This window comes from Acinetobacter sp. BIGb0196, from assembly GCF_011759595.1.
Taxonomy (GTDB): Bacteria; Pseudomonadota; Gammaproteobacteria; order Pseudomonadales; family Moraxellaceae; genus Acinetobacter; species Acinetobacter guillouiae.
In genome coordinates, this window is sequence record NZ_JAAOZA010000001.1 from 132,341 (window position 1) to 153,333 (window position 20,993).

Sequence of the window (20,993 nt, forward strand, 5' to 3'; positions counted from 1 at the left end):
TACTTGGGCTAAGAAAATACTTAAAAATCGTAATTGAGTGTTCGAATGTTTTTCGCCCTTTCATGGGCCTATGTAGAAAGAAGGGTACGCTATGCACATGCCATCGCCTAACACTGTAGCTCCCGCTCAAGGTTTATACCAACCGGATGAGTTTAAAGATAACTGTGGTTTCGGCTTGATTGCCCATATGCAGGGTGATGCGAGTCATGATTTAGTCAAGACCGCGATTCATAGTCTAAGCTGTATGACGCACCGTGGTGGTATTGCCGCAGATGGTAAGACCGGTGATGGTTGTGGCTTGCTCTTGGCTATGCCTAAAGCATTCTTCCGTGAAGAAGCAAAAAAGATCAGTGACATTACACTGAGTGAAATTTTTGCGGTCGGGACGATATTTTTAAATTTAGATCCAGCACTTGCGGCCCATGCAAAGCAAATTCTAACCCATGAAATTGAAGAAGAAGGCTGCCGAGTCATTGGTTGGCGTATCGTTCCAACCAATAATGATGCCTTGGGTTCAATCGCAATGCAGTCTTTACCTGCATTTGAACAAATTTTTGTCAATTGCCCAATGGGTGTGACTGAGGTTGAATTTAACCGTAAGTTACTTATGGCACGTCGTCGTGCAGAACAACAATTAACAGCTGATCCCTATTTTTATGTGACTACACTGTGTTCTACAGTGATCACCTATAAAGGCTTAATGATGCCTGCATATATTGCAGAATTCTATACAGACCTTGCTGATGAACGTTTGGACTCACACATTGTTGTATTCCATCAACGTTTCTCAACCAATACTTTACCCCGTTGGCCATTGGCACAGCCGTTCCGTTATTTGGCACATAATGGTGAAATTAACACCATTACTGCAAACCGTAACTGGGCAGTGGCACGTACACCAAAATTTGAAAACCCATTATTGCCAGGCATTACTGAACTGAGTCCAATTGTAAACCGTACAGGCTCAGACTCATCAAGTATGGACAATATGCTTGAGTTGCTTGTGGGTGGCGGGATGGATTTATTCCGTGCATTACGCATGCTTGTTCCACCAGCGTGGCAAAACGTTGAAACATTAGATGCTGATTTACGTGCATTTTATGAATTCAACTCTAAGCATATGGAAGCTTGGGACGGTCCTGCGGGTCTGGTGATCCAAGATGGTCGTCATGCAATTTGTATGTTAGACCGTAATGGCTTACGTCCGGCACGTTGGGTGATCACTAAAAATGGTTATATCACTCTGGCATCAGAAATTGGTGTGTGGGGTTATGAACCTGAAGATGTGATCTCTAAAGGCCGTGTAGGTCCTGGTCAAATTCTTGTGATTGATACATTGACTGGAAAATTGCTCGATACTAAAGATGTGAGCAATCATCTGAAAAAAATGCGTCCTTACCGTGAATGGTTACGTGAAAACTCAGTTCGCTTACAAGGTAGTCCAGAGCTTGAAGAGTATTTATGTGATCAAGGCTTAAAAGGTGATGACCTTAAAGCGGCGCAAAAAATGTTTATGGTGACATTTGAAGAGCGTGATCAACTGCTTCGTCCAATCGCTGAAAGCGGACAGGAAGCTGTCGGTTCAATGGGTGATGATACACCAATGGCGGTATTGTCTCGTCAAGTACGTCATGTGACAGATTATTTCCGTCAACAATTTGCGCAAGTGACCAATCCACCGATTGACCCATTACGTGAATCAATCGTTATGTCATTGGAAACCTGCTTTGGTCGTGAGCAAAATGTATTTGAACAAGGTCCAGAGCATGCAGATCGTTTAATTGTATCGAGCCCTGTACTGTCAAATTCTAAAATGCATCAGATTCGTACCCTTGGTCGTAAAGGTTACGAAATTGCAGATATCGATTTGAATTATCCTGTAGCTGAAGGTCTTGAAGCCGCGATTTCACGTATTTGTGAAGAAGCTGCACAAGCGATTCGTGATGGTAAAACCTTATTGGTTATTTCAGATCGTAAAATCCGTGAAGGCTTTTTACCGGCAAATGCTGCAATGGTGACGGGTGCAATTCATCACTTCTTGATTAATGCTGGTTTACGTACCGATGCAAACATCATTGTTGAAACTGCACTTGCACGTGATGCACATCAGTTTGCCGTGATCTTAGGTTTTGGTGCAACTGCGATTTACCCTTATTTGGCTTATGATGTGATCAATGATTTGATTGCAAAAGGTGAATTATTGGGTGATCCAATTCATGCTCAAGCGAATTTCCGCAAAGGTATTGATAAAGGTTTACTCAAAGTCCTCTCAAAAATGGGGATTTCAACAGTCGCATCTTATCGTGGTGGACAGTTATTTGAAGCAGTCGGCTTATCTGAAGAAGTTGTCAGTAAGTGCTTTACAGGTGTGCCAAGCCGTATTAAAGGTGCAACATTCATTGATCTTGAAAATGACTTAAAAAAACTAGCAGATATTGCTTGGAAAGCACGTAAGCCAATTGAACAAGGTGGTTTGCTCAAGTTTGTCTTTGATAAGGAATACCACGCATTTAATCCTGATGTGATCAATGCGTTGCATAAATCGGTGCGTTCAGGCAATTATGCTGACTTTAAAGAATACGCAGAGTTAGTGAACACCCGTCCAATTGCGACGATTCGTGACTTATTAAAACTCAAAACTGATCATTCTATTCCATTAGAAGCTGTTGAATCAGTTGAAGAAATCCTGCCACGTTTTGACTCTGCAGGTATGTCTTTAGGTGCATTGTCACCGGAGGCACATGAAGCCATTGCGATCGCAATGAATACGATCGGTGGTCGTTCAAACTCGGGTGAGGGCGGTGAAGATCCTGCACGTTATGGCACCATCCGTAACTCTAAAATTAAGCAAATTGCTTCAGGTCGTTTTGGTGTAACACCTGCATATTTAACATCTGCTGAAGTGTTACAGATCAAAGTAGCGCAAGGTGCAAAACCTGGTGAAGGCGGTCAGTTACCGGGCGGTAAAGTGAATGGCTTAATTGCGCGTTTACGTTATTCGGTTCCAGGTGTGACTTTGATTTCACCACCACCACACCATGATATTTATTCTATTGAAGATTTATCACAGCTGATCTTTGACTTGAAGCAAGTCAATCCACAAGCCATGGTGTCTGTGAAGTTAGTATCAGAGCCAGGGGTGGGAACAATTGCAGCAGGTGTTGCAAAAGCCTATGCAGATTTCATTACCATTTCTGGATATGACGGTGGTACAGCGGCTTCACCTTTATCCTCTATTCATCATGCGGGTTCACCATGGGAATTGGGTCTTTCAGAAGCGCATCAAGCACTTCGTGTCAATGACCTGCGTGGTAAAGTACGTGTACAAACTGATGGTGGTTTGAAAACAGGTTTAGATGTGGTTAAAGCTGCGATTTTAGGTGCGGAGAGCTTTGGTTTTGGTTCTACCCCAATGATCGCGCTTGGATGTAAATACCTGCGTATTTGTCACTTAAATAACTGTGCAACAGGTGTGGCAACTCAGCAAGATCATTTACGTCAAGAGCATTATATTGGCGAGCCAGAAATGCTGATTAATTTCTTCCACTTTATTGCGGAAGAAACACGTGAATGGTTGGCTGCTTTAGGTGTTGCATCATTGAAAGATTTGATCGGTCGTACTGATCTACTTGAGATGTTGCCAGGTGAAACGGATAAACATGCGCATTTAGATTTAAGTGCATTGTTAGAGTCACACCCATCTGCGGAAGGCAAAGCGCAATATTGCCAAGTACAAGGCAATGAACCATTTGATAAAGGTATTCTTGCTGAGAAAATGGTGGCAGAAATGTTGCCTGCGATTGAAGCAAGTACCGGTGGTGAGTTCCATTTTACTGTGGGCAACTGTGACCGTTCAATTGGTGCGCGTCTTTCAGGTGAAATTGCCAAACGTTATGGCAACCTCAGTATGGAAGCACATCCTGTTAAAGTGAATTTAAAAGGAACTGCGGGTCAGTCATTGGGTGTTTGGAATGCGGGTGGTTTGCATATCAGCCTTGAAGGTGATGCAAACGACTATGTGGGCAAAGGTATGGCAGGTGGTCGAGTATCGATCTTCCCACCAAAAGGTTCACCATTCCAAACTCAAGAAACGGCAATTATCGGCAATACCTGTTTGTACGGTGCGACAGGCGGTAAATTATTTGCTGCGGGTACAGCGGGCGAGCGTTTTGCTGTACGTAACTCTGGCGCGTTTGCGGTCATTGAAGGTGCAGGCGACCATTGCTGTGAATATATGACAGGCGGTATCGTGACTGTACTGGGTAAAGTTGGACACAACTTTGGTGCAGGTATGACGGGTGGTTTTGCTTATGTACTTGACTTAGATAACGACTTTGTTGATTACTACAACCACGAATTGATTGAATTAAACCGTATTTCTACAGAAGCGATGGAAGAGCATCAAGAATTCTTACTTCGTATCTTAGATGAACACATTGCTGAAACAGGTAGTGCTTGGGCGTACAAGATTCGCAACGAGTTTGATTTCTATAGCCGTAAATTCTGGCTGGTGAAACCAAAAGCGGCTAATTTACAAACGCTTTTGAAAACAACTCAAGCAGATCCACAATAATTCCACTACTCAAATTTTAGGTAGGTGTGGATAACTTCGCAGATATACACAAGCGAATGAAGTTATCCACGCTCACCCACGGAGAGAGACATGGCTGAACGCCTGAATAATGACTTTCAATTTCTGGATGTAGCACGCCAAGATCCAGAGAAAAAAGATATTAATGTCCGCAAAGCAGAGTTTGTGGAAATTTATAAACCTTTTACAGCGGAAGTTGCAGCAAACCAAACCCACCGTTGTTTAGGCTGTGGTAACCCGTATTGTGAATGGAAATGTCCCGTACATAACTATATTCCAAACTGGTTAAAATTGATTGCAGAAGGACGTATTTTCCAAGCAGCTGAGCTTTGCCATCAAACCAACACTTTGCCTGAAGTATGTGGTCGGGTATGTCCACAAGATCGTTTATGTGAGGGTGCTTGTACCCTGAATGATGGTTTTGGTGCTGTGACCATTGGTAATGCAGAAAAATATATCAACGATACCGCCTTTGCTTTGGGCTGGCGTCCAGATATGTCATCGGTAAAATGGACCAACAAAAAAGTTGCGATTATTGGTGCAGGTCCTGCAGGTTTAGGTTGTGCAGATATTTTAGTTCGTAACGGGGTAAAACCTGTTGTATTTGACAAGCGTCCTGAAATTGGTGGATTGCTTACATTTGGTATTCCAGAATTCAAAATGGAAAAAGATGTGATGAAACGCCGCCGTGAAATTTTCACAGGCATGGGTGTTGAATTCCGCTTAAATACTGAAATTGGTACAGATATCACTATCGATCAATTGCTTGCAGACTATGATGCTGTATTCATGGGTATGGGAACCTATACCTATATGAAAGGCGGCTTTGCAGGTGAAGATTTTGATGGTGTCTATGATGCACTGGATTTCTTGATTGCAAATGTTAACCGTACACAAGGTTGGGAAAAAGATCCATCTGAATACATTAGTGTTCAGGGCAAAAAAGTCATCGTTTTAGGCGGTGGTGATACTGCAATGGACTGTAACCGTACTTCAATCCGTCAGGGCGCAGAGTCGGTAACTTGTGCTTACCGTCGTGATGAAGAAAATATGCCAGGTTCACGTCGTGAAGTGAAAAATGCCCGTGAAGAAGGGGTGGACTTTCAGTTCAACCGTCAGCCAATCGAAATCGTTGGTGAAAACGGTAAAGTGACGGGTGTAAAAGTTGTGACTACCCAGCTGGGTGACCCTGATAGCCGTGGTCGTCGGAGTCCTGAACCGATTCCAGGCTCTGAAGAAGTTTTACCCGCAGATGCGGTATTACTGGCTTTTGGTTTCCGTACCAGCCCAGCAGAATGGTTTGCAGGTGCAAATATTGGGTTAGATGGTTCTGGCCGAGTCATTGCAGCTGAAAAACAACAATTTAAATTCCAGACCTCTAATCCAAAAATCTTTGCGGGCGGAGATATGGTACGTGGTTCTGATTTGGTGGTGACTGCAATCTGGGAAGGTCGTGAAGCTGCTGAAGGAATTTTGGATTATCTTGATGTTTAATTTTTAGACATTAAATAACATCTATTTAAGAGCCCGCAGTCATGCGGGCTTTTTAATGCAAAAAAAATCAAAAAATTAATCTGAGTCAATCGTTTGCAGATAATGACTTAGCTTTAAGCTATGTTGTTTTGCCCGAGTTCTGATTTCAGTATGTGTATGTCCTAAAACAGTTGAAATATCATATAAGAACACGGGTTTTAAATATTCCATTCCGGTATAAAGTGCTGATTTTTGAATTGGAGATAAAAAGTCCTCCAATAATGAATGCTGTTGTTCTGTACTAAAATTCTGCTCAGGTTGGCCAATGGTCATACTCAGCAAAAGCTTTTTATTTTTAAGCTTGTCTCCTTTGGAACCATAGGCGAATTGATATGTAAATACCTGATCAAACCAAATTTTTAAAATGGCAGGTATACTGAACCAGTACATAGGACATTGTAAAATGATCAGCTCATGTCTTAATAGTGCACTTTGTTCTGCAGCAATATCGACTTGATAATCTGGATATAAATCATGAATATGGCGAATTTCTAAATCAGTTTGAGTTCTTGATAATTCATCGACAATGGTTTTATTTGCGACAGATTCAGTAAAACTGGGATGCGCTAAAATCAGTAATGCCATCTTGGTTTTTCCCACTATAAAAATTATAGTGAATATAAATATTATAGTTTTTATGTACAATAACTATCCATTTTGATAGCTGGCAGAAAAATGAATACTGAGCAAAACACCTGTGAAGTGACTTTTCACGATAAGACTTATCATTGTCCGATTAGTATGGTGATGGATTTAATCGGTGGGAAATGGAAAACAGTGATTCTTTATTATCTAAAGGAGGGGTCAAAACGCTTTAATCAACTTAAGCGTGATATGCCAGATATCACAGAAATGACCTTAAGTTTGCAACTCAAGCAACTGGAAAAGAATGGTTTTATTTCCAGAACCGTATTTGGTGACAAGCCTCCAGTCAAAGTGGTGTATGAATTAACTGCATTTGGTCAAACATTTATTCCTGTACTGGACGCTTTATCTGCTTGGGCACATGGCTTTTCAGAGCAAAACTGATTCAAAGTGGAGGCATTGAAATAAGTAGTTTTAATGGTTAAATCGGCTATGGAAAAGCGACGAAAAGTGCAATTTAGCAATAAAATTTGCCAATCACACTAAAGCAACAATTTGTTTTTTTAATAGAAAAAAGTTCCTAGACGAATCATATTTGTTTGGGTTCTATAAAACACATGCTTTTTTGTTGAATGTTTATATGACGTTGCAAGCATAAATATTTATAAATTGAGTTCTAATTTTGAATGGATCCTATGTGATTGTTTTAAAAATGAAAACACAACTCAACCTGATTGAAAAATGTCATTTAAGTCAATAAAAGCATGCTTATAAATCTCGATTTTAGGCTTTGTGTAAACGATAAAGCACTTTTTTGTGAATATAAGAAATATATTTATTTTTAATAAGTTTAATTATATCAATAGATTATGTTTTTAATTTTTTTAGATTTTTAATTAAGCCATGTGTTTTTTTGAAAATGATATTTTAGGTCAACTGTGTGGATGATTCTGCAATATACAAATATTGAGATTGTGCCAATATAGCTTAAATTCAGACAAATGTAGGATTATCCTTATGTCAACAGTTCAAGCGACGGCAGAAAAATCATATTTAAATCGTCCTAAAGCTATTGGTATTAAAGTCCGTAAACCAAGCTTTAACCCAAAAGCAATTCGCAGACATTTTTTTGCGAATTCTCCTGTGATGTCACATTTATTGACTGCGCTTTCTTCAACATTTCCGATTGGTGAGCAGTTCTTTGTACATAGTGTGCGTAATGTACGTGACAAAATCACGGATGAAAAATTGCAAGCGCAAATTGCAGCATTTATTGGTCAAGAGGCCATGCACTCCAAAGCCCATACTGAATTTAATGATGCATGGCGCCGTGATGATTATAACTTAGACAGTTTTCAAGCATGGTTAGCACGTCGAGATGCACTGATTAAAAGTGTACATCCAAAATTACAACTTGCTGTTACCGCAGCTTTTGAGCATTTTACTGCATTATTGGGTGGCTATATTCTTCGTCATCCTGAAGTTTTAAGCACTCTGGATGATGATGCGGTTAAACTTTGGGTATGGCATGCAATCGAAGAAATTGAGCATCGTGCAGTGGCATTTGATGTATATCAGGCGATTTATAAAGATGATCGTACTCGTCGTACAGTGATGCGTAATGTGACTACGGGTTTTGCAAGTTTAACGTTTTATTCGGCTACCCGTTTGTTTATGCAAGACTGGAGAAAAAGTTTACCTAAAGTGCCGCAAAATATCTTCGGGGTATATATGATTTCTAAAATGTTGATTTCATTGATTCCTGAATATTTATCTTATTACAAATCTGACTTTCATCCTGATGAAATTGATTATTCGAAGATTGTGGCGTACTGGAAAGAAAAGCTGGCAGATGATTATGGAATGGAAAGTTTCCAAGATGAAGTGCACCTGCCGTTATATAGTTAAGACAATCTTTTAGATCAAAGGGCCAATTTAGAAAATTGGCTTTTAGTCTTCTTGCTGACGTTGATGGATACTTTCTAAAGTATCGACCATAGTGCGGGTCATTTGGTCAATTTCATAATTGAGTTTGCCACCAATTTGGACATGTTTAAATGTCGTCAAACGTAAGGTTTCGGGGATTAAATCCACTGAAATTTCATTGGTTTTCCGATCCACGCGATTGACCGTCAGGCTGCAACCTTGCAGTCCAATAAAGCCTTTTTTAAAGAAGTATTTGATATTGTCATCTGGAATAACGATATCAATGTGTAGCGTTTCACCAGTATGAACCACATCTTTAATGGTTGCCATACCCTCGATATGCCCAAAAATATTGTGCCCACCGTTTTCCATGCCAGCTTTGATGGATCTTTCAATATTGACTTCATCACCAATTTTTAAAAATTGTAATGTGGTGAGAGACGTGGTTAGTGCTGAAACATCAAATGAGGCTATATTTGCAATAGTATCAAAACTTGTTGCGGTTAGGCATGTCCCATCGATTGCGACACTGGCGCCAATAAAAACATCATTTAAAAAGCCATTTTCATTGGAAATATAAAGGGTTGTAAAATTATCACCTTGTTGGATGTTTACAACTTTTTCTAAGCCTTGAACGATACCTGTATACATCGCTGATCTCTTTTATTTAGCTGATTTTTATTGTACAGATTTCATTGAAGAGGACTAGGGCTGAATTTTAGATTTATGTTGTATAGAAGAGCCTAACATCATACTTAGATGACTTTTTAAAAGAGAATGAATATAGCAGTAAGAATTGCACAGGCTTATTTTATAGAGAAAATTCTAAATCATTGATTATATAGTCAAATCACCTAAATTATTATACGAGTTATTGATTATAAATAAATTTATATTTCTCATGAACCTTTAGAAACTATTCGTTATCAATTCGTTTTTTGTATTTTTGAATCTTAGATGGTTGTCCTACCGTGTGGCGACATGGATGTCGCCGTTGGGCGGGGGTACAGGACGTATCCCTCGCCAAACAGAAGATTTTTGTCATCTTGTATCTTGTTCTTTGTAGTGATTAGCTATCACTACACGTAAATTGTAGAGTTTGGTTTGTCATCAAAACTTCGAGTTTCCTGAAAAGATTAAACCTACAATTTACACCTAACCACTGACATAAATCTGGACGGTAACTAAGCACTTTGATGCTGCATTCACAAGAAAAGACTGTGGTTTTTTAATATTAATTCAATCAATAATTAGGTGAAGCTATGTTTTATCTTGGCATTGATGTTTCTAAAGCTAAATTCGATTGTTGTTTATTTCTTGATGACTCTAGTGGAAAAATAAAAACTAAATGCTTTTCCAATAGTAATAAAGGATTTCATCAATTGTTATCATGGTTAAATCGTTTTGGTCTTGTTGCTGAAGAAACTAGAGCCTTAATGGAAGCAACATCCGTCTATCATGAAATGTTAGCTCAATTTTTATTTGATTTAAAATTTCAAGTTTGTGTGGCTAACCCAGCCCGTACTCGATATTTTGCTCAAAGTATCTCTAAGCTTAATAAAACTGACAAAATCGATAGTGAAGTATTGGCGCGATTTGCAATGACTGTAGATTTACATTTATGGCAACCCACTCCTGATAATATCCGATTGCTCAATGCTTTATTAGATAGAAGGTCAAGTCTTGCGAACGACTTAAAACGTGAACAAAATCGTTTGGAAAAAGCAAACTCCACTCTAATAGTTGTACCAATTTTAAAGTCTATTAAGACCAATATTAAATCATTAACTAGGCAAATTCAGAATCTAGATACACAAATTCAAAATCATATTGATCAAGACCATGAGCTTAAACGTGATCAAAAACTTCTTGAAAGCATTCCAGCAATTGCTGAGCGGACCAGTTTATTAATGCTTGCTTTTTTTCGTGCTCATTCTTTTGAAAAAGCAAGCCAAGCTGCTGCATTTGTGGGTTTAGTTCCCATTCATAGACAATCTGGTAGTTCTGTGCTTGGAAAAAGTCGCTTATCTAAAGCCGGTTCACCTAAAATTCGATCGGGTTTATATATGGCTGCCATTGTTGCAACTCGGTACAATCCTCACATTAAAGAGTTGAGCGAACGGCTCTTAGCGAAAGGGAAAACTAAAATGGTAGCGATTGCTGCTGCTATGCGAAAGTTAATTCATCTTTGCTATGGTGTTCTTAAAAACCAACAACCTTATCAGGCAAATTATAAGGCATGAATCCTGAAATAATTTGCTTGACAGTTAAGACGGTATCTTTTCATCTCTGAAAAGTGAGGCATCGCCTACGCAATGGTATTTAAACTTTGAATGTAAGGTGTGGCATTGCAAACTTTTTTATAATCAAACAATTTATTTTTCCATACAATTGATTTAATTAGAAATATTAATCAAGAGAAATTATATTCTTGTGTATGCGTTTTTTAACAGGTTGACTATAGTTTGATGATAACGTATTTCAGACGATCTAAGCTTAGTTGTGGCTTAAATTGGAATAAGTCAGTATGCACCTAGACTCAGTCCAATTTAATTTAGCCAACCAACCAATCAACAATTAGTCAGAAAATGAATTAAATCTTATCTTTAAATTGTTTTATGATTTTTTGACGTTGCCATGGTAAAGGACGATTAATCGCTTCAGGTACATCACCAGAGGTTGAACGCAGACGTAAATGAATTGCTGCCTGCGCAATTAAGTTTGCTGATACTGGGGCTGTAATAAAGGCAAGCAGGGTGATCAATAACTCTGCAAAACCTAAACGACTATTAAACGCTGCGTAAATCATTCCCGCGATTAAAAAGCTGCCTAAGCCCAAGGTGCTGGATTTGGTCGGTGCATGTAGACGCATAAATAAGTCTGGTAATTTGACCATACCTATGCCACCCACCAAGGTAAAAAATGCACCGACAATCAAGAAGAATGAAACGATGATTTCCATGACAATTTGCATATTATTTTCCATGTACTTTCTCCTTAATCAACCACATGACCCGTTGTAAAATAACGAGCCAGTGCAGCAGTTGAAACAAAGCCCAGCATTGCAACCAATAATGCGCCTTCAAACATTGAAGTGCTTGCCCAATAAATGCCAAGAATGACAACTAAGCAGGTTGCATTTAAAAACAATGTATCCAGTGCCAATAATCGATCTACGATAGAAGGGCCCATCACCAAACGGATCAAACATAACAACATGGAGATGGTCACTGCGAGCAGGCAAATGCCAAGTGCATAAGGTAAAATACTCATGAACGTGCTCCTCGTTGCAGGTCAAAGATTTCGATTAACGGAACTTCATAGCGGGTTTTAATGGCTTGAATTTCTGCATCTACATCATCACAACTTAGTGCATGAACCAAAATATCGCCACGTTCTTGATCAATTCCAGCACTGACTGTACCTGGTGTGGTGGTAATGATCATCGCCAGTAAAGTATTGACATGTTCATGGTCAGTTTCCAATGGAACTCGAAACCATTTTGGGGTGAGATTTTTGGTTGGGCCTAAGACTTGTTTAGCAACTTTAATATTGCTGACGATAATGTCCCATAGCACCACAAAAAATAATTGAATGGCGCTTTTCCAATGAATATTGGGTGTATGAATGATAAAGGGTTGAATCAGTTTAGGAATGATTAATCCCAAACTGATTGCCACAACAAAATCAAAGCTTTCAGCACTATGGTTCAACATGAGCCAACTCATTGCCACAATCACCGACACAAAAGGATGCGGTAAAATACGAGCGAATAATGATTTATTTTGCATTTATTGCTCCATAGGCTTGAGTTGAGCATTTTCAACATGTTGTTGCTGTTCTTGCCCCTGAATTTGGCGTTGCTTAAATTCAGAGATATGTTCGCCTTTTAGGGTTTCTGGGCTAATGATATAGGGAATATAGTGTGCATTTGGATCAACCATTTCACCATTGTATTTTGTTTCAGGTACATAGTGCGGATCGAAAGGTTGTACACTGATAGTTTCACCATGCCCATCCAATTTTAAAATACGCTGTTGATAAAGTGATGCATCAGAAACTTGCAGCGCTGTTTTTTCAACATAATTTAAAATTGGAGCAGCACAAATGACATAGACAATCAGTCCTACCAATAGCAGGTAAACGCTTTTGTCATTGCGTGCAGGAGCTTGCTCGGGTAAGTCCTGATAGGCTGTATAAGCCTCTTCTTTCGGGTTGTCCTCAGGTGTGGTCGCTCGCCAAAACAGGATAAATCCGACTCGTGTAAATGCCAGAATACTTAAAAAACTCACAATCAAGATAATCGCAATAATCCAGCCTTGTGCAGCCAAGTTTGCAGTTGCCTGTAAGATTAAGACTTTGCCTAAAAAACCACTAAATGGCGGCAAACCTGCCATCATCAAAGCGATAAGAAAGAACGTCATGGCAATGACTTTGTCTTGCTTCATCTTTGGTGCGACTTTGAGATGATCTTTCATTGCACCACGTTGTGAGGTAATCCAGCCACAGAGCAAATAGAACGAAGCTGCTATGATGGTACTGTGAACGAGGTAGTACAACCCAGCAGCCCATGCTGGTGTGTTAAACATGGCAATGGCAACTAAAATCGTTCCGACTGAGGATAACACCATAAAGCCAACGAAGCGGCGTAAGCGTTCAGCTGCGAGTGCACCGATCACACCATATAATGATGTGATTAAACCAATTGGCAATAAGTAGTTGCTAAAGATCGTTTGTCCAAGCTGATCATTAAAGACAGTACCATTGACCCGTAAAATTGCATACACACCCACTTTGGTCATGATGGTGAAAATAGCAGCAACAGGTGTCGCGGCAACAGCATAGGTTTTTGGCAACCAGAAACCCACAGGTAACATGGCTGCTTTGATGCCAAATACAACAAATAGAAGCAAACCACCTGCTATAGCAAGACGATGTTGATCATGTTCCAAGGTTGGCAATAAACGACCGACATCGGCCATATTCAAACTGCCCACACTGCCATAAATCATACCTAAACCGATGAGGAATAGAGCAGAAGCCAGTAAGTTGATGGTGACGTAGTGAATGCCTAATTGGAAACGGGCTTTGCCTTGACCATGTAACAGCAAGACATAAGATGCCATCAGTAATATTTCAAAGAATACAAACAGGTTAAATAAGTCACCTGTTAAGAATGCACCAGTCAAACCCATTAAAAGAAGATGGAACATGGCATGAAAATAACGCCCACGTTCATCCCATTCTTTGCTGGCAAACCACAATACAGGCGCGGCAAGTGTGTAGGTGAGAACCAGCATTAACGCGGATAAGCGATCCAGGACCAAGACAATCCCAAATGGTGCAGACCATTCAGCAAGTTGATAAACAAAGATTTTCCCAGTATTGGCTTGAATCAGGTAAGCAATCGCAGTGGCGAGTCCAAGGATAACCGAGATTAAGCTAATACCACGGCGCCAAGGTTGTCGCCAATCATGTTTTAAAGCGCCTGAACCAGGATTGCCTAATAAAATCAGCATAAAGCCTGTAAATGCAGGAATTAAAATACTCAGGATTGGAGAATGAGCATACCAAAAATCTAAAAAGCTGGTCATTATGGCTCATCCTCACGTGGGTCAAAATTACTCGGTTCCTCTTTGGTGTCTACATGGTCTGTCCCAGACTCATAACGACTGCGTAATGCCAATTGAACGATAAAAGCAGTCGTTGCAAAGCCAATGACAATTGCGGTTAGCACTAAAGCTTGAGGCAAAGGGTCAGTGACTTTGCTGGCTTGGGTTAAAATCGCAGGTGAACTGATTTGTATTCTCCCCATCGAAAACAGGAAGATATTGACTGCATAGCCAATCATGGCTAATCCAAGAACGACTGGAAAGGTACGTGCACGAAGAATCAGATAAATTCCTGAGGCAACCAATAATCCAATCGCAGATGCAATTAAAAATTCTAAACTGATCATGCATTACTCCTTGGGTACTGGACCAGACATGCTTGAATGTCTAGAGTCGCCTAAAACAGAAATGAGTAACATTGCTGCACCAACAACCGTGACGTATACGCCAAGGTCAAATCCGGCAGCAGAGGCAAGATGGAATTTGCCAAATAGTCCTGATTCCACATAAATATGTGCGCTGGTAAGAAACGGACGTGCCCAGAACCATGAAGCCAGACCTGAAAGCCCAGCAATGATTAGCCCTAAACCAATCCAGATTTCGTATAAACGACCAGATTGAGCACGCAGCATTTTTTCAGCCTGATCTTGTCCAATCGCGATATATTGGATCACCAAGGCCATGGAGGTAATTAAGCCTGCAATAAAGCCGCCACCTGGATAATTATGTCCTCGTAGGAAAATATACAGACTTACCACAAGTGCGATCGGCAGTACCCATGAAGCCGTCATACGGAACATCAACGGCGATGGATTGAAACGATAGCTCAGACCTTGAGTGATCGTGGTGCCATGAGCACGCATCCCATCCATCATGCACAGCGCACCAATGGCTGCGATACCCAATACGGCAATTTCACCAAAGGTATCGAAACCACGGAAATCAACCAGAATGACATTGACGATGTTTGAGCCACCGCCTAACGGAATTGACTGCTGAACAAAGAACCATGAAATCGAGTTATGATCACGTGTCATGATTAACCAGGTAATCCAACCAATACCAATGCCGCCACCAATTGCAATGACTGCGTCACGCCAACGACGGGTTTGGCTGGACTCATAAGGGGTCAATTGAGGAAGCAGTGATAAGCTCATCAATAGCAGAACAGTCGTGACAACATCCACGGTAATTTGTGTCAGTGCTAAGTCTGGCGCAGAGAGTGTGATGAAAATCATCGTCACGACCAAACCAATTGCACCACTAATCAGAACCGCTTTGATACGTTCATGGTGGAACCACAGCATCATCCAGCAGGCGGAGAATAATAACAGCCATAACACGATTGCAGTAAAGGGTGCATGTGTGAGTTCACGTGTTCCTGTAGTTAAATTTTGGTTGATCAATGGCGTGGCAACCACGGCAATACTTAAGGCCAAAATCCACAATAAATAATTTTGTAATGAGCCAGTTTCAGTCTTTTTCTTAATTTTGCGTGAAATCAGCAAGAGATTTTTAAGGAAATCTTCAAATAATAATTTGCCTTGGAAACGACCTAAGCGTGGATCAAGATCAATTTCACGAATTCGCCCGCCTTTGGCCAAGGCGAAATAGAAAATCACACCACCAATTAAGGCAATTGCACTCATCAGTAACGGTAAATTAAAACCATGCCAGATGGCTAAATGAACCCCTTCAAAACTGGCAATTTGTGTTGATGCGCGTGTTCCCGCATTGACAATGTTTTCAACCAACAGTGCAGGAATGATCCCCACTAAAATACATAAAGTTGCCAATATGATTGCTGGAATTCGCATACCGATTGGCGGCTCATGGGCATTTTTATTGGGAACATTAGGCCCCACATCACCATCAAAAAATACGCCATGTACCAGACGAACCGAGTAAGCAACCGCAAATAAACCTGCCAATGTTGCAACAATCGCTGCTAACACAACATAGCCACCAGATAAGTTTGCCAATAACTCAGTAAAGAACATTTCTTTCGAGATAAAGCCATTTGTCAAAGGTACACCTGCCATACTTGCAGCGGTAATCATGGTTAATGTTGCTGTAAATGGAAGAAGTTGCCAAAGCCCACTTAACTTTCTTAAATCCCGTGTACCAGATTCATGGTCAATGATCCCAGCGAGCATAAATAATGCCGCTTTAAAGGTTGCATGATTGATAATATGGAAAACTGCAGCAGCCACGGCTAAAGGTGAGCCTATACCCAAAAGGCACATGATCAGACCTAAATGACTGATGGTTGAATAAGCCAGTAAGCCTTTTAAATCTTCTTTAAAGATGGCAAAAAATGCCGCCATACATAAGGTCAGCAGACCAATTGTGGTGACAAGATTATGGAACAATGCCGAGCCAACAAAGATTGGCAGTAAGCGCGCAACCAGAAAAATCCCTGCTTTTACCATAGTTGCTGAATGCAGATAGGCGGAGACAGGGGTTGGTGCTGCCATGGCATTGGGTAGCCAGAAATGGAAGGGGAATTGCGCACTTTTGGTAAACGCACCCAATAAAATCAACAATAAAGCGGGAACAAATAAACCACTATTTTGAATTGTACTCGCCATCATGGTGAGTTGGTCAATTTGATAGGTTCCTGCGATTTGACCAATCAGAATAAAGCCACCCAGCATGGCTAAGCCACCCATACCAGTGATGGTCAGCGCCATCCGTGCACCACGTTGCGCGGCGTCGTAGTTACTCCAATAGCCTACTAACAAGAATGATGAAATACTGGTTAGTTCCCAAAAAACCAATAAAATAATTAAGTTATTCGACAAGGAAATACCCAACATTGCGGCCATAAACAGCATCAACAATGCATAGAGCTTACTCAGAGAATTTTTCGGGTTTAGATAATAATAGGCATAGATATAAATCAGTGTGCCGATCCCCGTGATCAGCAATGAAAAAATTAAACTTAAAGCATCTAATCGGAAACTAAAATCAATACCAATTTGAGGTAGCCATTGCCACTGCTCTAAAACGGCTTGTCCACTTAATACTGTTTTCGCTTGAGTCAGCAGCAGGATAAAACTGCTTAAACTGACCCCGATTGCCCCTAAGGCTGTTACCCCGCGAGAGAATTGCTTCAGCCACAGAACAACGATAGTGCCAAGTATTAATGGTAAAAGAATAATAATCGGAAGCACACGCGTATCCATTGTCGTGAATAGGTCGTGAAACCTATGTGAATCTTATCTTTCAAGGACTTGAGGAATGCAAGGAACAGTCCAATAACTTAAATCTTGAAAGCCGAATTAAATTAGTAATTAAAAAATGAGTTGTGTTGCGCAACTTGAGAAAGCGATTAGAAAATCAATTTGCATTGAAAAATCTAATTTAAATTGATTTTTTCATCTTATTACATGAGTAGAATAACATCAATTTATTTTGTCGTTTTTTACGCAAACATTTGTAATTATACGCTTCATGTGACTTTTTGCTGCTTGAAAATCATGCGGTAACAATCAATCTAGTATGTTTGGAATTTTATAGAACAATGAATATGAACGTGAATATATTCATGATTTGAGAATGGAGTATAAAAGACAGTGTTTCACAATTGATGATCATTCACTGTCTGCTATTGACGGGTTTAGGCTGAGGTTTTTTATAATAAGAACTTATGTGACGTTTGGTCATCACCAGACTGCATTAAACGTTTTAATTCGGTCTTTTGCTCTTCACTCAGGTGTTTAAACTGCTCAAAAAGCTGTTGAACATTTACTGGCAGATTGGGTTCGGGTTCAAGCAAGTCCTGTTCAGCGCTTTTGGGAACCTCTTTGAGCAAGTTTGCATAAATATCTTGGTATTCTTGCCATACTTTATTGTTCTGAATTTCATAAAGCTTTTTATTGTCCAGTTTAAAACATTGATATTCGTCGGCTTGCTCAAGCAGCTCTTCATGGCTGGCTGTGGCGATGATCTGTAAACGAGGAAAGGCTTGATTTAAACGATCGAGAATTAACTGTAGGCCAAATTGGTCTAAATCAACATCAATTTGATCAATCAGTAAGATGCCTTCACCTTCTTCACAAGGATAAAGACTTAAAGGATTGAGTATGCACATGCGACGCACCAAATCACCGACTAAGGCCAGCCAATTTTTAACCGTATTCGACAGTTGTGAGTAAGTCAGACTTTGATTTTTATAAGTGACCATCAATTGTAATTTGGGTTGATATTCTAAATAGAGATCTGTAACTTCAGGAAGGACGATACTTACGCTTTGCTTTAAGGCTTTTAAGCTGGGTGCATGTAACTGAGAACGGGCTTGAAATAAAATACTTTGAAAATCCTCATCGCTTTGATTTGAAGATTCTTTTTGTGCTAAAACACTTTGAAAAAGTTGCGCGATTTGTGCATTTTCGATATCACTGATTTCTCGAAACCATTCGAAAAATCGTGCAAAGGTGGTATATGGAATCGGTACTAATTCATAGGCATTGTGCGCTTGTAAAATAATAGGATTATTTTTATTGAGAATATTCACTTCATTTACAAATCGTTCAGCAGGGTAGTAGGCAATTAAAGGTAAGCCTTGAACAGGATCTTTTTTGAGCACTAGATTATAACGTTCTACCAATTGTTCGAGTTGTACTAAGTCAACTTTACTCAGACCAACACCAGAACTATTTAAGGTTTTATATAATTGCCAATGACAAGTTTGTGGATCTTGTTCTGCTGTTGCAGTGCTTTCTGCGAGTTGACCAAACTCTATTGGGAATTTGATTTTAATATCTATTTTAGATTGCACTCGATCTAACATAATGTCTTGGTCGAGCATCACCACACCAGGTGTGCGCAAATCTTTTAGACGTGCAGGAAACCAAGTCAAAGCTTGGTAAATATTTTTAATAATTGCCGTTTTTCCACTGGCTTGTTCACCAACAATTAAACTGATTGGTTTGTTTTTATAATTAAAGTCTATTTTTAAATCAGCAAAATGGTATGTGTGGCGAAAATGAATTGCTGCTAGTTTCATAGGATACCTGAAAATTGACTGACAGCATAAAAAGCTGTTGATATTTTCACCTTGCGATTTTTTTCGCTGTGACAGATGAATTGGTCAAAAACCTTATGCTGTTGCTTTATTTTTAAATGGCGCTTTTACTTTCAATTGTTGCACGAGATCATAGATGTGATGAATATTTAGGCTGACCTTTGCCCGTGTACAGGCGACATATAACAGTCTTAATTCTTCATCGCTGATTTTATGTTCTAAACCGTTTATTTTAAATTGGTAATCATCTTCGATATGCACACGATTCCATTCTAGCCCTTTGGCCTTATGTGCTGTTGAAATCACATAATCAGCTTGCTCTATTGGGGTTATTTTAGCAAGTGCTTTTTTGAGTGGTTCCGTACCGTGATCGTCAACCAATTTGACTAAAGGTTTGATATCACTGCCATCGTTGGTTTCACAGTATTCATGTACATCATGCCAAGAGTTAAACCAAGCCAGTTCAGGTACATCAACAACACGTTTACCTTGTTTAAGTAAACTTGCAGCATCAACAAAACGGTTGAGTTTTGCATGATCGGCTTGTAGTCCAACTTTATCGCCTTGCACGAGACCAGAAAGAAGCAACTCCATTGCACGTGCATTGGTGCGACATAAAATCGCATCACGCATTTTAGTATGTGGTTTATTGACCACACTCGATTTCATTTCAGGATTGCCCAATAAAGGCACAGTTTCATCCAATGCACCGAGCAAATGATTGGCCACATCTGCAATCGCATCACCAAAACGGAATGAAGTGGTTAAACGAGATTCAGGAAGTGGCATTTGTTGCATGGCATTGACCGCACCACGCCATGCATAAATTTGTTGATGTGCATCACCCACATAAATCACTTGAGTATTACGCTGACGCAATAAAATACCAAGCATTAATGGATCTGCATCTTGTGCTTCATCAAAGAGCACATAATCTGCTGGAATAAATGGATCTGATAATGCCCAGAGTTTTAAATAAATATCATGACCTATGCCTGCTTGATGATTGGTATCAATCGACTCTAACCAACGTCTTTCTACAGCAGGGTAAAGATGTTTTTGTAAAGACTCGATATCATCTGCATGCAGCCAACTTGGTGCTTGGATATGACGTGGTGCTGGATATTGTGAGCTGGTCGAGCAGAAATAGCTTACAGCATTGGCAACTAAACTCGCCAAACGGCTGGGCATTAGCACATATTTTTCATAACGCCCGCCCATTAAACGTCTAAGCGTGATCGGTTCGAGACGATATTCTTTGGCAATAAAACTGGGACTTAAACGCGGCAGACGTAATTTATCGGTTACTCCACGCGACACACTACGAAAAGCCAAAGAGTGGAAGGTGCGGCAATCTACATTTTGATGAAATTTATTCTGTGCCTCTGTGGCAATTGCCTTATTAAAGGCCAAATACATCCCACGGCGCTCCGTCATCGCATCACTGATTAACTGCAAAGTCGTGGTTTTACCTGTGCCAGCATAGGCAATCACTTTAAATGATTGTCCTTTTTTCGCTTCTGCGATTGCAAAGCTTTGCTCAGATGTGGGTGTAAAAGAATAAGGCACAGTATTTATAAAATCTTATTAGCTTGAAAATTCAATATGGGACAGAGTATAGCAAAAATTGCTCAGCACTAGGGTGAAATCTAACAAGATGTTATTTAAACGACTGTGCTAAGAATCTGCGGAGCGTATCTTGATCATTTTTATCATA

15 protein-coding genes are annotated in these 20,993 nt (G+C 40.0%); 5 read left to right on the forward strand and 10 right to left on the reverse strand.

What is annotated here, in order from left to right; all coding sequences use genetic code 11:
• Positions 1-97: 97 nt before the first annotated feature.
• Together gltB and FHR28_RS00620 are read left to right on the forward strand one after the other, a co-directional pair.
• The gene (gltB, locus tag FHR28_RS00615) at positions 98-4,573 is read left to right on the forward strand and encodes a glutamate synthase large subunit (RefSeq protein ID WP_171527286.1); all 4,476 of its coding nucleotides are present in this window, start codon (positions 98-100) and stop codon (positions 4,571-4,573) included.
• Between the two features lie 90 nt (positions 4,574-4,663).
• On the forward strand, positions 4,664-6,085 hold the full coding sequence (locus FHR28_RS00620) for an FAD-dependent oxidoreductase (RefSeq protein ID WP_004725441.1): 1,422 nt from the start codon (positions 4,664-4,666) through the stop codon (positions 6,083-6,085).
• 75 nt (positions 6,086-6,160) lie between these two features.
• Here the strand turns inward: FHR28_RS00620 and FHR28_RS00625 are convergent, their stop codons facing one another.
• Complete coding sequence (locus FHR28_RS00625) at positions 6,161-6,709, reverse strand: NAD(P)H-dependent oxidoreductase (RefSeq protein WP_056517469.1); 549 nt, start codon at positions 6,707-6,709, stop codon at positions 6,161-6,163.
• A gap of 90 nt (positions 6,710-6,799) precedes the next feature.
• Between FHR28_RS00625 and FHR28_RS00630 the strand changes: the two genes are divergently transcribed.
• Positions 6,800-7,153, forward strand: coding sequence for a winged helix-turn-helix transcriptional regulator (locus FHR28_RS00630; protein WP_166781739.1), 354 nt, complete (start codon positions 6,800-6,802; stop codon positions 7,151-7,153).
• A 573-nt stretch (positions 7,154-7,726) separates the two neighbouring features.
• Positions 7,727-8,617 carry a metal-dependent hydrolase gene (locus FHR28_RS00635; protein WP_056517463.1) on the forward strand — a complete coding sequence of 297 codons (891 nt, stop codon included), beginning with the start codon at positions 7,727-7,729 and terminating at the stop codon, positions 8,615-8,617.
• A gap of 42 nt (positions 8,618-8,659) precedes the next feature.
• On the opposite strand, the gene FHR28_RS00640 is transcribed toward FHR28_RS00635, so the two are convergent.
• Entirely contained in the window at positions 8,660-9,286 is a 627-nt protein-coding gene (locus FHR28_RS00640) for a riboflavin synthase subunit alpha (RefSeq protein ID WP_166781740.1), read from the reverse strand.
• 611 nt (positions 9,287-9,897) lie between these two features.
• Between FHR28_RS00640 and FHR28_RS00645 the strand changes: the two genes are divergently transcribed.
• Positions 9,898-10,878 (forward strand): IS110 family transposase, encoded by a 981-nt coding sequence (locus FHR28_RS00645; RefSeq protein WP_166781741.1) that lies wholly within the window; start codon positions 9,898-9,900, stop codon positions 10,876-10,878.
• 350 nt (positions 10,879-11,228) lie between these two features.
• Here the strand turns inward: FHR28_RS00645 and FHR28_RS00650 are convergent, their stop codons facing one another.
• The 8 genes from FHR28_RS00650 to FHR28_RS00685 all read right to left on the reverse strand — a co-directional run bounded on the left by FHR28_RS00650 (position 11,229) and on the right by FHR28_RS00685 (position 20,845).
• Positions 11,229-11,609 (reverse strand): Na+/H+ antiporter subunit G, encoded by a 381-nt coding sequence (locus FHR28_RS00650; RefSeq protein WP_034615073.1) that lies wholly within the window; start codon positions 11,607-11,609, stop codon positions 11,229-11,231.
• 23 nt (positions 11,610-11,632) lie between these two features.
• Positions 11,633-11,908: a monovalent cation/H+ antiporter subunit F gene (locus tag FHR28_RS00655; RefSeq protein WP_004725452.1), complete on the reverse strand. Its 276-nt coding sequence runs from the start codon at positions 11,906-11,908 to the stop codon at positions 11,633-11,635.
• Positions 11,905-12,426 (reverse strand): Na+/H+ antiporter subunit E, encoded by a 522-nt coding sequence (locus tag FHR28_RS00660; protein WP_004725454.1) that lies wholly within the window; start codon positions 12,424-12,426, stop codon positions 11,905-11,907. Before FHR28_RS00660 ends, FHR28_RS00655 begins: the two co-directional genes overlap by 4 nt.
• On the reverse strand, positions 12,427-14,229 hold the full coding sequence (locus tag FHR28_RS00665; protein WP_166781742.1) for a monovalent cation/H+ antiporter subunit D: 1,803 nt from the start codon (positions 14,227-14,229) through the stop codon (positions 12,427-12,429).
• Positions 14,229-14,594, reverse strand: coding sequence for a Na+/H+ antiporter subunit C (locus FHR28_RS00670; RefSeq protein ID WP_004725457.1), 366 nt, complete (start codon positions 14,592-14,594; stop codon positions 14,229-14,231). The genes FHR28_RS00665 and FHR28_RS00670 overlap by 1 nt, the downstream gene beginning before the upstream one ends.
• 3 nt (positions 14,595-14,597) lie before the next feature.
• Positions 14,598-17,435 carry a monovalent cation/H+ antiporter subunit A gene (locus FHR28_RS00675; protein WP_151956412.1) on the reverse strand — a complete coding sequence of 946 codons (2,838 nt, stop codon included), beginning with the start codon at positions 17,433-17,435 and terminating at the stop codon, positions 14,598-14,600.
• Between the two features lie 449 nt (positions 17,436-17,884).
• Entirely contained in the window at positions 17,885-19,258 is a 1,374-nt protein-coding gene (locus FHR28_RS00680; protein ID WP_166781743.1) for an ATP-binding protein, read from the reverse strand.
• Between the two features lie 93 nt (positions 19,259-19,351).
• The gene (locus tag FHR28_RS00685) at positions 19,352-20,845 is read right to left on the reverse strand and encodes a UvrD-helicase domain-containing protein (protein ID WP_004725463.1); all 1,494 of its coding nucleotides are present in this window, start codon (positions 20,843-20,845) and stop codon (positions 19,352-19,354) included.
• Between the last annotated feature and the right edge of the window lie 148 nt (positions 20,846-20,993).

Coding starts and splice junctions, on each gene's coding strand:
- gltB (WP_171527286.1), top strand. CDS start 98: ATGCCATCGCCTAACACTGTAGCTCCCGCTCAAGGTTTATACCAACCG.
- FHR28_RS00640 (WP_166781740.1), bottom strand. CDS start 9,286: ATGTATACAGGTATCGTTCAAGGCTTAGAAAAAGTTGTAAACATCCAA.
- FHR28_RS00680 (WP_166781743.1), bottom strand. CDS start 19,258: ATGAAACTAGCAGCAATTCATTTTCGCCACACATACCATTTTGCTGAT.
- FHR28_RS00645 (WP_166781741.1), top strand. CDS start 9,898: ATGTTTTATCTTGGCATTGATGTTTCTAAAGCTAAATTCGATTGTTGT.
- FHR28_RS00665 (WP_166781742.1), bottom strand. CDS start 14,229: ATGACCAGCTTTTTAGATTTTTGGTATGCTCATTCTCCAATCCTGAGT.
- FHR28_RS00670 (WP_004725457.1), bottom strand. CDS start 14,594: ATGATCAGTTTAGAATTTTTAATTGCATCTGCGATTGGATTATTGGTT.
- FHR28_RS00620 (WP_004725441.1), top strand. CDS start 4,664: ATGGCTGAACGCCTGAATAATGACTTTCAATTTCTGGATGTAGCACGC.
- FHR28_RS00660 (WP_004725454.1), bottom strand. CDS start 12,426: ATGCAAAATAAATCATTATTCGCTCGTATTTTACCGCATCCTTTTGTG.
- FHR28_RS00655 (WP_004725452.1), bottom strand. CDS start 11,908: ATGAGTATTTTACCTTATGCACTTGGCATTTGCCTGCTCGCAGTGACC.
- FHR28_RS00625 (WP_056517469.1), bottom strand. CDS start 6,709: ATGGCATTACTGATTTTAGCGCATCCCAGTTTTACTGAATCTGTCGCA.
- FHR28_RS00635 (WP_056517463.1), top strand. CDS start 7,727: ATGTCAACAGTTCAAGCGACGGCAGAAAAATCATATTTAAATCGTCCT.
- FHR28_RS00630 (WP_166781739.1), top strand. CDS start 6,800: ATGAATACTGAGCAAAACACCTGTGAAGTGACTTTTCACGATAAGACT.
- FHR28_RS00650 (WP_034615073.1), bottom strand. CDS start 11,609: ATGCAAATTGTCATGGAAATCATCGTTTCATTCTTCTTGATTGTCGGT.
- FHR28_RS00675 (WP_151956412.1), bottom strand. CDS start 17,435: ATGGATACGCGTGTGCTTCCGATTATTATTCTTTTACCATTAATACTT.